The sequence below is a fragment of the Rhodococcus sp. CX genome (assembly GCF_015865005.1).
Classification (GTDB): domain Bacteria; phylum Actinomycetota; class Actinomycetes; order Mycobacteriales; family Mycobacteriaceae; genus Rhodococcus.
In genome coordinates, this window is the sequence record NZ_JADZGH010000146.1 from 32,160 (window position 1) to 42,489 (window position 10,330).

The 10,330-nt window shown below is 69.6% G+C and carries 11 protein-coding genes and 1 pseudogene; 6 read left to right on the plus strand and 6 right to left on the minus strand.

Annotated features, from left to right (window positions below; all coding sequences use genetic code 11):
* The first annotated feature begins 13 nt into the window (after window positions 1-13).
* The gene (locus I0Q12_RS15610; RefSeq protein WP_197252778.1) at window positions 14-1,492 is read left to right on the plus strand and encodes a sensor histidine kinase; all 1,479 of its coding nucleotides are present in this window, start codon (window positions 14-16) and stop codon (window positions 1,490-1,492) included.
* Window positions 1,493-1,661: 169 nt separating this feature from the next.
* Here I0Q12_RS15610 and I0Q12_RS15615 read toward each other — a convergent pair whose 3' ends face one another.
* Both I0Q12_RS15615 and I0Q12_RS15620 read right to left on the minus strand, forming a co-directional pair.
* On the minus strand, window positions 1,662-1,916 hold the full coding sequence (locus I0Q12_RS15615; protein ID WP_068157905.1) for a WhiB family transcriptional regulator: 255 nt from the start codon (window positions 1,914-1,916) through the stop codon (window positions 1,662-1,664).
* A gap of 248 nt (window positions 1,917-2,164) precedes the next feature.
* Window positions 2,165-3,103 (minus strand): diacylglycerol kinase family protein, encoded by a 939-nt coding sequence (locus tag I0Q12_RS15620; RefSeq protein WP_197252779.1) that lies wholly within the window; start codon window positions 3,101-3,103, stop codon window positions 2,165-2,167.
* A 47-nt stretch (window positions 3,104-3,150) separates the two neighbouring features.
* On the opposite strand from I0Q12_RS15620, the gene I0Q12_RS15625 reads away from it, so the two are divergent.
* Complete coding sequence (locus tag I0Q12_RS15625; protein WP_197252780.1) at window positions 3,151-3,594, plus strand: hypothetical protein; 444 nt, start codon at window positions 3,151-3,153, stop codon at window positions 3,592-3,594.
* A gap of 3 nt (window positions 3,595-3,597) precedes the next feature.
* On the opposite strand, the gene I0Q12_RS15630 is transcribed toward I0Q12_RS15625, so the two are convergent.
* Window positions 3,598-4,080 carry a GNAT family N-acetyltransferase gene (locus tag I0Q12_RS15630; RefSeq protein ID WP_197252781.1) on the minus strand — a complete coding sequence of 161 codons (483 nt, stop codon included), beginning with the start codon at window positions 4,078-4,080 and terminating at the stop codon, window positions 3,598-3,600.
* 98 nt (window positions 4,081-4,178) lie between these two features.
* Between I0Q12_RS15630 and I0Q12_RS15635 the strand changes: the two genes are divergently transcribed.
* Window positions 4,179-4,967: a ParA family protein gene (locus I0Q12_RS15635; protein WP_197252782.1), complete on the plus strand. Its 789-nt coding sequence runs from the start codon at window positions 4,179-4,181 to the stop codon at window positions 4,965-4,967.
* Between the two features lie 37 nt (window positions 4,968-5,004).
* On the opposite strand, the gene I0Q12_RS15640 is transcribed toward I0Q12_RS15635, so the two are convergent.
* Together I0Q12_RS15640 and I0Q12_RS15645 are read right to left on the minus strand one after the other, a co-directional pair.
* The gene (locus I0Q12_RS15640; protein WP_197252783.1) at window positions 5,005-6,129 is read right to left on the minus strand and encodes a PQQ-binding-like beta-propeller repeat protein; all 1,125 of its coding nucleotides are present in this window, start codon (window positions 6,127-6,129) and stop codon (window positions 5,005-5,007) included.
* Window positions 6,130-6,139: 10 nt separating this feature from the next.
* On the minus strand, window positions 6,140-7,765 hold the full coding sequence (locus I0Q12_RS15645) for a DEAD/DEAH box helicase (protein WP_197252784.1): 1,626 nt from the start codon (window positions 7,763-7,765) through the stop codon (window positions 6,140-6,142).
* A 204-nt stretch (window positions 7,766-7,969) separates the two neighbouring features.
* On the opposite strand from I0Q12_RS15645, the gene I0Q12_RS15650 reads away from it, so the two are divergent.
* Window positions 7,970-8,674, plus strand: coding sequence for a ferritin-like fold-containing protein (locus I0Q12_RS15650; RefSeq protein ID WP_197252785.1), 705 nt, complete (start codon window positions 7,970-7,972; stop codon window positions 8,672-8,674).
* Between the two features lie 45 nt (window positions 8,675-8,719).
* On the plus strand, window positions 8,720-8,950 hold the full coding sequence (locus I0Q12_RS15655) for a DUF3107 domain-containing protein (RefSeq protein WP_197252786.1): 231 nt from the start codon (window positions 8,720-8,722) through the stop codon (window positions 8,948-8,950).
* Between the two features lie 84 nt (window positions 8,951-9,034).
* On the opposite strand, the gene I0Q12_RS15660 is transcribed toward I0Q12_RS15655, so the two are convergent.
* Window positions 9,035-9,703 carry a TetR/AcrR family transcriptional regulator gene (locus I0Q12_RS15660; protein WP_197252787.1) on the minus strand — a complete coding sequence of 223 codons (669 nt, stop codon included), beginning with the start codon at window positions 9,701-9,703 and terminating at the stop codon, window positions 9,035-9,037.
* A 313-nt stretch (window positions 9,704-10,016) separates the two neighbouring features.
* On the opposite strand from I0Q12_RS15660, the pseudogene I0Q12_RS32940 reads away from it, so the two are divergent.
* Window positions 10,017-10,330: pseudogene (locus I0Q12_RS32940) on the plus strand (hypothetical protein); the annotation flags it as partial.

A 10,330-nucleotide genomic window follows, 5' to 3' on the forward strand; every position in this document is an offset into this window, starting at 1 on the left:
CGGCGGGAAACCGGTGTCCACACTCAGTGCCCTGCTCGCCCAGCACACCGACCTGCCGGGTGCGGCGGTGGACCATCTCCAGCGCGTCGTCGGGGAATGGCAGTTGCTCGCGGATCTGTCGTTCGCGGACGTGCTGCTGTGGGTCAATGCGGAACCCAGCGACATCGTGTGCGTCGCCCAGTGCCGGCCCACCACGGCCTCGACCGTGCTGCCCGAGGACTCCGTCGGGACGATCGTGTCCGAGGACGAGCACCCGTACGTCCGGAAGGCGTTCGAGAGCGGAAAGATCGTCGTCGCGGACGTCGATCCGAACGACCCGGTGCCGCTGCGCCGCCAGGCCGTGCCGGTGCGCTGGGACGGCAAGGTCATCGCGGTGCTGAGCCGCGATGCCGCGCGCGTGTCCCGTCGTTCGACGAGTGCGCTCGAGACTGCCTATCTGGAATGCGCCGACGCGCTGTACCGGATGATCTGCGAGGGCACGTTCCCGACGCCGGAGTCCCGGTCGGACACCAAGTCGAGCCCGCGCGCCGGTGACGGGTTCATCCGTCTCGACCGTGAGGGGCGCGTGGTGTACGCGAGCCCCAACGCTCTGTCCGCCTACCACCGCATGGGTCTGAACTCCGACCTGGTCGGCCAGGACCTGATCGAGACGACGAGGGCGCTGGTCACCGATCCGTTCGAGAGCGGCGACGTCGCCGACTACCTCAGCGGTGCCGTGCAGGGCCGTATCGGTCAGCGCATGGAGATCGAGGCGCGCGGTGCGACGGTGTTGCTGCGGGCGCTGGTTCTGGCACCCGGCGGCCGACTCGAGGGCGCGGCGGTGGTGATCCGCGACGTCACCGAGGTCAAGCGTCGCGACCGCGCGTTGCTGAGCAAGGACGCGACGATCCGCGAGATCCATCACCGGGTGAAGAACAACCTGCAGACGGTCGCGGCGCTGCTGCGGCTGCAGGCGCGGCGCACCGGGAACGCCGAGGCCCAGCAGGCCCTCGGGGAGGCGGTGCGACGCGTGACGTCGATCGCGCTGGTGCACGAGGCGCTGTCGATGTCCGTCGACGAGGAAGTGGACCTGGACGATGTCGTCGACCGGTTGATCCCGATCGTCATCGACGTCGCGACGGTGGGCAACCAGATCCGGGTGCGACGCGAAGGCAGTCTCGGCGTGTTCCCGGCGGACCGGGCCACCCCACTCGTCATGGTGCTGACCGAGCTGGTGCAGAACTCCGTCGAGCACGCATTCGAGCCGGGCGCGCACGGGACCGTGACGCTGCGTGCGGACCGTTCGGCGCGGTGGCTCGACGTGGTCGTCCACGACGACGGCAAGGGCCTGCCGGAAGGTTTCGTGCTCGAGGAGGCCGACCGGCTCGGGTTGCAGATCGTGCGGACGCTGGTCGCTGCAGAGCTCGGCGGGACGCTGCGGCTCGAGCGGGGGGAGTCGGGCGGCACCGACGCGCATCTGCGGCTGCCGCTGGGCCGGGTGCCGGTGAACTGACCGGGGGTCCGTACCGCTTCTCGGGCGCTGCGTACCCGGAGTCGCCGCGTACCCGGGTCGCGGACCTGCCGCGGGCAGACAAAAGCCCGGCACCCGAAATGGTGCCGGGCTGTCCTCTTGCCCTGCGACGACCGCCCCGCCGTGAGGCAGGGTGGCGTCCGTGCTCTGTCTAGACGGCGGTGCGGGCGCGGGTACGGGCGTTGCGACGCTTGAGCGCGCGACGCTCGTCCTCGCTCATTCCACCCCAGACCCCGGCGTCCTGACCGGACTCGAGGGCCCAGGACAGGCAGTCCGCGACGACCGGGCAGCGGTTGCACACGAGCTTGGCATCAGCAATCTGCGCGATGGCCGGGCCGCTGTTTCCCACGGGGAAGAACAGCTCCGGATCCTCGTCGCGACAGATTGCCTTGTGGCGCCAGTCCATGCTTCTACTCTCCTTCGAAGGTGCTCTGCACCGGGGGTGATTGGTTGCTGCAAGTTCGTGCGCGCGTCCGACATGTGTTTCCGCGCGGTTACTTGTGAATGCTTTCACGAACGAGCGTGAAGTCAATAGAATTCGCCCCGACCGTGGGCAAGCTCACGCCACCGGTGTTCAGGCATGTTGCCGATCTAACTTTTTACACCCTTGACAGCGGAAATGTAACCCAATTCACATAATCCCATTGTTGGAATTCATCGCGCGGGAGCCACCACATCGAGTATTGCGGGCACCGACACGAACTCGACCTCCTCGTGAAGGCCCAGGTAGTCGCCGTCGACCTGCAGACCGATCGGCCGGGAGGAGACCACCCGTACCCGTTCCACGTCGTCGGCCCGCAACAGATGTTTCGAACGGGGGTCGCCGTTCCGCGCAAGGAACTGTGTGATGACGCGCAGGCTCGGCAACACGGCCATCGTGCGCATCGCGAAGACGCCCAGACCCGTGTCGAACGAGGTGCCCGGATTGGTGTGGACCGGGCGCGTGTCCAGGAACGTCCACGGGCTCGAATTCGACACGAACGCGTAATAGACCCCGGACACCGGATCGCGGTCCGGCAATTCGACCGTGAGGGCGGGCTCGGCGCGCTTGGACGCGAAGAACTGAGCGATCGCGTGCCGCACGTACCGGGCGGTGGTGACCTTCTTGCCGCCGTCCCGGCTGATGTCGATCGCCTCACAGACCTGGGCATCGAGGCCCAGTCCGGCGTTGAAGACGAACCAGCGGCCCACGCAGTGACCGAGCCCGATCCGGCGGTGCGTGCGCTCGGCGAGCAGTCCGAGCAGTTGCTCGGTGGCCTCCATCGGGTCGGCGGACATTCCCAGCGACCGCGCGAACACGTTCGCGGAACCGCCCGGCACGACGGCCAGCAGCGGCAACGTCGGATCCGCAGGGTCGGACGGGGACCCCAGCAGGCCGTTGACGATCTCGTTGACGGTGCCGTCCCCGCCGTGCGCGACGATCACGTCCATGCCGTCGGCGTGGGCGGAGCGGGCCAGTTCTGCGGCGTGACCGCGATGTGTCGTGTGCGCCACGGTGAGTGCGACGGCGCCCCCGAGCGCGTGTGCGAGCCGGTCCCGGCCCGCGGGAGTGGTCGTCGTCGCATGGGGATTCACGATCAGCAGTGCGCGCACGGAGCATCAGCCTAAGTGGTCGCGATCGGGTCCACTACGCTGGCCGGGTGCCCATCGAGTCCCCCCGCAGCAGCGTTCCGTCGACCGTGCGCATCGCAGGTTCCCTCGTCGTCCTCGAGGGAATCGTCGCGATCGGGTTCGCGGTGTTCTCGGTCGTGCGTGCCCTGTCCGGGACCCACGACCAGAGCGTCACCAACGGATACGGACTGGCGTTGTGGCTGGGCATCCTGTTCGGCGGTGTGCTCGCCGCCGGGATCGCGCTGCTGCGCGGCAAGCGCTGGGGCAGGGCCGTCGCGGTCGTCGCGCAGTTGCTGCTGCTGCCGGTGGCGTGGTCGTTGCTGACCGACTCGCACCAGCTGGTGCTGGGCATCGTGTTGTCGGTGATCGTCGTGCCCGCGCTGGTGCTGTTGTTCGTACCGCAGACGACGACCTGGCTCGCGGAGGAGTACGCACCCGACGCCGAACACGGGTCGGACCCGGACGGCCGCTGACGGCTAGCTGCCGCCCTCCGCGCCCAGCGCGGTGAGAGCGTCGCCGGTCAGCCGGAAGGTGGTCCACTCGTCCTGCGGCACCGCGCCGAGCGCACGGTAGAACCCGATCGACGGGGTGTTCCAGTCCAGCACCGACCAACTGAGCCGGCTGTAGCCGTGTTCGACGCATTCGGCGGCCAGCGCAGCCAGCAGCGCGCGGCCGTATCCGTGCCCGCGGTGCTCGGGACGCACGAACAGGTCCTCGAGGTAGATCCCGTGCACGCCGTCCCAGGTGGAGAAGTTCAGGAACCACAGGGCCAGTCCGACGACCTCGCCGGTGTCGGTCTCGGCGACGTGCGCGAACGCCGCCGGGTGGGGACCGAACAGCGCGGTGTGGATCTGCTCGGGCACCACGGTGCATTCGTCGGGTGCCTTCTCGTACTCGGCGAGGCCGTGGATGAGACCGGTGACGGCATCGACATCGTCGGGGCGGGCGCGGCGGATCACGGTCGGCTGCCGTCCTTTTCGGGCGAATCGGGGGTTCGGATGTGCGGGGTGTGGCCTCAATTGTCGCGTGCCGGCGCGAAGTGCGCGAGGATCGACGCGTGACAACGGTACTTGCAGTGGCAAATCAGAAGGGTGGCGTCGCGAAGACGACCACCGTCGCGTCGCTGGGGGCGGCATTGGCAGGGGCGGGACAGCGGGTACTCGTCGTCGACCTCGATCCTCAGGGATGTCTGACGTTCTCGCTCGGGCACAACCCGGACCGGCTCGAACGGTCCGTGCACGACGTGCTCGTCGGGGACGCGGAGGCGAAGGAGGTTCTGCTCGACACGGACGAAGGGGTGAGCCTGCTGCCCGCGACGATCGATCTGGCGGGCGCCGAGGCGCTGCTGCTGATGCGTCCGGGACGGGAATTCACAATGAAGCGGGCGCTGGCGCCGCTGCTTCCGAACTTCGATGTCGTGATCATCGACTGCCCGCCGTCGCTCGGCGTGCTGACACTCAACGGTCTCACCGCCGCCGAGGCGGTGCTCGTGCCGCTGCAGTGCGAGACCCTCGCCCATCGCGGCGTAGGTCAGTTGCTGCGCACGGTCTCCGAGGTCAAGCAGGTGACCAACCCCGACCTGGAACTGCTCGGGGCGCTCCCGACGCTGTACGACGCGCGCACCACGCACAGCCGGGACGTGCTCGCCGACGTCGCGGACCGGTACGACATGCCGGTGCTGGCGCCGCCCATTCCCCGGACCGTCCGGTTCGCGGAGGCGTCGGCGTCCGGCGCGACGGTGCTCGCCGGCCGCAAGAACAAGGGCGCGGAGGCCTATCGCGAGCTCGCCGAGAACCTGCTCGGGTACTGGGCCGGCAAGGAGCGGGTGACGTTCGAACCCCAGTAACCCGAACCCGGGTAGCGCGACCTGCGGCAGCCCGGCCTCAGCGCAGCGCGACGACCTCGTCGCCGCGCTGTTCGAGGACGGTGCTGCCCGCGACCGCCACGGCCACCGAGTCGCCCCAGCCGGTAGTGCCCGGCACGGTCCAGCGCGGCGCCAGATCCGTCGTTCCGAGACCGATGGTGGACTCGCCGGTCCACCACGTGACGATTCCGTCCCGGGTCTCGGCGGGGACGGTCGCGGCATCGGTGGCCGGACGGGGGAGTGGATATTCGGCGACGGTCTGCCCGGCTTCTCCGAAGACCTCGATGCGCGGTCCGGCCCCGGACCCGGGCGGCAGGTACAGGGCGGTGCGGTCGCCTGCGACGGCGATGACGCGTGTTCCGGGTGCGGGGGAGCCGGTCGGGTCCTGGGCCGCGTCGGCCAGCACCGACGACGCGAACTCTTCCGGTTTCTGATTGTCGTCGGGCGCCGGATCGAGCAGTGTCAGCCGGTCGGCGTCCTCACCCGGGCAGTTCTCGACGACGGCGAGCCGGTTGTTGCTCGCGGCAGCGGACAGCAGCGTGCATCCGGTCCGCGGCTGCGCGTTCGGGTTGACCGGTGCGTCGACGCGCCCGTACTCGACGGTGCGGACCAGGTCCGAGCGCCACATCTCGAGGCGGGTGTCGCCCGTGGAGATCAGGTGGGTGCCGGCGTCGACGAGGACGACCGCGTCGTCGGCGTCGCTGCTCCGTTGGGCGCCCCGCGCCCCGGTGCCCGCGTTCAACTGGGTGACCTGGCTGCATCCCCGCCGGTCCCGGTAGACGGCCACGACCGTCTGCCACGCGGCGGTCGCCGCGCACAGCGGCATGTTCCGCTCGTAGATCCAGCGCTGGGCGCCGGTCTCCGGATCGCGACCGACGACGCTGCCGCCGTCGGCGGTCGCGACGGTCCCACCCACCACGAGCGGACGCGTGGTGGCGGCGCTGGCGGCACGCCACACCTCCCCGAGGGTGGCCGGAACCGTGGTCGCGGCGGCCGGGACGGTCACCGGCCCGTCCCACGTGATCGATGTCGTGCCGCGCGCATCGGATCGCAGCCAGACCACACTCGCCGCCACCACGACGGCGACGGCGAGTACGGCTGCGACGATCAGGTCGGTGCGCGTGCGGCGCTCGGGAGCGAGCACGTGGCCGCGGCTACTGGGCGGCCGAGGCCGAGACCGTGTCCTGCGTGGCTGCGGTGGCGTTGGAGGACGAACCGCCACGACGCCGCCGGCGACGGCGGCGGGCGGGAGCGGCGTCACCTTCCGCACCGGCTGGTGCCGCGGCGGTGCTCGGCGCGGACGCGTCCTGAGCGGCCACATCCGGGGTGCCGGCTTCGGGCGTGACGGGCCTGCCGCCGCGGGTACGACGACGCACCCGCGTGGTGGTGCGCTTCGGGCGTTCGCGGCGCGCTTCGCCGTCCGCCGCTTCGCCGGTGGCCGCGGTGCGGGCCTTGCGGACCGTGCCGGTTGCGCCCTCGGGGATGTTCAGCTCCTCGTACAGGTGCGGCGAGCTCGAGTACGTCTCGACCGGCTCCGGCATGCCCAGGTCGAGGGCCTTGTCGATGAGTTCCCAGCGCGGCACGTCGTCCCAGTCGACGAGCGTGATCGCGGTACCCGTGCGTCCGGCGCGACCGGTTCGGCCGATGCGGTGGACGTAGGTCTTCTCGTCCTCGGGGCACTGGTAGTTGATGACGTGCGTGACGTCGTCGATGTCGATGCCGCGCGCGGCGACATCGGTGGCGACGAGCACGTCGATCTTGCCGTTGCGGAACTTGTCGAGAGCCTTCTCCCGGGCGATCTGGCCGAGGTCGCCGTGGACGGCACCGCATGCGAAGCCGCGTTCGACGAGGTCGTCGGCGACCTTCTGGGCGGTGCGCTTGGTCCGGGTGAAGATCATCGTCGCGCCGCGGCCCTCGGCCTGCAGCACACGGGCGACGAGCTCGGCCTTGTCGAGGGCGTGCGCCCGGTACACGAGCTGGTTGGTGCGCTCGTGCACCGCCGACGACTCGGGCTCCTCGGCCCGGATGTGCGTCGGCTGCGTCAGGAACGTGCGGGCGAGGGTGATGATCGGTCCCGGCATGGTGGCCGAGAACAGCATCGTCTGACGACGGTCGGGGACCATGTTCAGGATGCGTTCGATGTCGGGGAGGAAGCCGAGGTCGAGCATCTCGTCGGCCTCGTCCATGACGAGCACGCCGATCTTGCCGAGGATCAGGTGACCCTGGTTCGCGAGATCCAGCAGGCGGCCGGGGGTGCCGACGACGACGTCGACGCCCTTCTGCAGCTGCTCGATCTGCTGCTCGTACGGGCGGCCGCCGTAGATCGCGAGGACCTCGAGGCCCTTCTTGCCGCTGCCGGGCAGGTACTTCGAGGCGTTCTCCAGGTCGCCGGCGACCTGGATGCACAGCTCCCGGGTCGGGACGATCACCAGGGCGCGCGGGGTGCCGTCGAGGGCGGTGGTTCCGGAACCCTCGGTGGTGACGCGATGCAGCAGCGGAACGCCGAAGCCGAAGGTCTTGCCCATGCCGGTGCGGGCCTGGCCGATGAGGTCGTCGCCGGCGAGGGCCAGCGGGAGCGTGAGCTCCTGGATGGCGAAGGTGCGCTCGATGCCGTGCTCGGCGAGGGCGCGGACGATCTCCTCGCGCACACCCAACTCCGCGAAGGTGGGGGCGACGTGGGTCGAATCGAGTTGTGCGGAAACGGTGGTTTCGGTGGCGTCGTCTTCGTGGTCGACAGTGATCTTGCTCAGGGGTCTGGCCTTCCTGGTCTCGGCACGCACGCACGAGGTGGAGAAGGCGACCGACTCAGCGTCTCAGCGCGAGCGTTCGGTTCAGCTCGGCGAGACGCGAGCGCGATCGGCGTCGGGTGCGCGCACATCATCGTTGAGGACTGCGGGCCGCATTGGACAGCTCGAAGCGCAGTCTTCCAGGACGATTGTACCGGTTCCGGCGAACGATACCCCGCGGTACTACGCTTTGTCGTCATGGGAGCCGAAACGTCGCCGTCCGCAGCATCATCCGAACCGACCATCGCACAGGCGCCGGTTCCGGCCGATCACCCGGGTGTCGCGGACCTGTTCGCGGTCCTCGCCTACGGTGAGATCTCCGCGTTCTACCGTCTCGCCGAGGACGCGAAACTGTCCCCGACCCTGCGCGGCCGCGTCGCGCTGGCGAGCATGGCCGCCGCCGAGATGAGCCACTTCGAGACGCTGCAGGAGGCGCTCGAGGCCCGCGGCGTCGAGATCTACGCGGCGATGGAGCCGTTCCGGCGGTCCCTCGACGCCTATCACGCGTGCACCACCCCGTCGACGTGGCTCGAATCGCTGGTCAAGGCGCACGTGGGCGACGGCATCGCCGCCGACTTCTACCGCGAGATCGCCGGCACCCTCGCACCGGAGGTCGCCTCGGTCGTCCGGGAGGTCCTCGCCGAGACCGGGCACTCGGACTTCGTGATCCACGAGGTGCGCGCCGCGGTCGAGAAGAGCAGCCTCGAGAAGGACCGGCTGATGCTGTGGGGACGCCGGCTGCTCGGTGAGGCGATCACCCAGGCCCAGTACGTGATGGCACAGCAGGAGAATCTCGCCGAGCTGGTCATCACCGCCACCGGCGACCTGACGAACATCGCCGCGTTGTTCGACCGCATGCAGGTCGAGCACGCCAAGCGGATGGCAGTGCTCGGACTGCACTAACCTGACGGAGACAGCTGTAGAGCACTGAGATTTCGGAGGTCCACCGTGGAGGTCAAGATCGGTGTCGCGGACAGCCCGCGCGAACTCACCGTGGTCAGCGACCAGACGCCCGACGAGGTCGAGGCGCTGGTGACGACCGCCCTGGCCGGCGGTAAGGACGGGGTGCTCGCCCTCGTCGACGAGAAGGGCCGCAAGCTCCTCGTCCAGGCATCGCGCATCACGTACGTGGAGATCGGCCCCGCCGACATCCGCAAGGTAGGGTTCGCGGCCGGCTGACCGGGGCGAGACGAACGAAGGGCCGGGGCGAGACGCCCCGGCCCTTCCTCGTTTCCGGTGTCGCTGCTGTCGGTGGCCCGGCTGTCAGCGCAGCCGCAGCTCGGGCTGCAGCGGCACGTGCTTGAGACCACCCCACGCCAGGGCGACGGTGGTGTCGACCGCGTCCTCCTTCGGGATCGGCCGGGCCGCCTCGAGCCAGTAGCGCGCGGTGAACTGGCTGGTGCCCACGAGGCCGACCGCAAGGATGCGCGCACGATAGGGATCGAGACCGGAATCGTGGCTGACCAGGTCGAACACGGCATCCACGCATGCTTCGGTGGCCTGCTCGACCCGCTGCGCGACCTGCGGCTCACCCATCAGATCCGACTCGAACACGAGGCGGAAGCCCTGCGAGTCGTTGTCGACGAAGTCGAAGTACGCCTGCACCGCGGCGCGCACGCGCTGACGGTTGTCGGTCGTCGAACGCAGCGCCTGGCGGACACTGGCGATGAGAATGTCGACGTAGCTCTGCAGCACCGCGCAGTACAACTCGAGCTTGCCGGGGAAGTGCTGGTAGAGCACCGGCTTGCTGACGCCGGCGCATTCCGCGATCTCGTCCATTCCGGCCGCGTGGTAGCCACGTGTCACGAAGACCTCGCTCGCGGCGGCGAGAAGCTGGGCCCGACGTTCGTCACGAGGCATTCGTGCGCCCCGCTTGGCTCCGGTGCCTGAGGTGTTGCCCCGGCCGGAAGTGCGGTCGGCGAGTTCGGTCATGTCGCTCCCAAATCTGCACAAGTCGTCGGCAGTGACGGAGCCAAGGTGATGGGCACCACTGTCGACGTCGATCGTCCTTGCAGGTTACAGGCAGGGCACCTTGCGGGTGCGTACCGCCCTACCGACGAGTATCCCCGCGGCGGGTACTTCAAGCGGGCCGAGGAGCGACTTCACCGACGAATTTGCGCGATGTGACATTCTGGCACCCGTGACCGACCGAGGAGGATTGCGAGCGGCAGGCGCCCCACCCGACGCCCCGCAGACGCCACACCGGGCATCCGGAGCACCATCGCACCGGACGTCACATCAGCCCTTGCGCGCGCAATGGGACCCCGTCGGAGGAGCGGATCGGCCGCCCCGGCGTCCGCGTCCGGATCGCGACGTCCGCAAGCAGTCCAAGGTGGGACGCTTCGTCTCGACCTACGGGTGGCGGGCTTACGCCATCCCTGTCCTCGTCGCCGTCACCGGCTTCGTCGTGTGGGACGCCGTGCGCGCGGTACCGGCGCAATCCGACGACCCGGTCGCTGCGGACGAGGCCACCGTGGCCGAGGTGCCGCAGCCGGACGGCCTGTTCCCGGCCGGCACCGGACCCGGCGAGCTTCCCGACGGCGGGCCGTTCACCGTGAC

Bases quoted from the DNA above. Each gene is read 5' to 3' on its own strand.
- I0Q12_RS15615 (WP_068157905.1), bottom strand. From the start codon at position 1,916: ATGGACTGGCGCCACAAGGCAATCTGTCGCGACGAGGATCCGGAGCTG.
- I0Q12_RS15650 (WP_197252785.1), top strand. From the start codon at position 7,970: ATGGGAGCCGAAACGTCGCCGTCCGCAGCATCATCCGAACCGACCATC.
- I0Q12_RS15660 (WP_197252787.1), bottom strand. From the start codon at position 9,703: ATGACCGAACTCGCCGACCGCACTTCCGGCCGGGGCAACACCTCAGGC.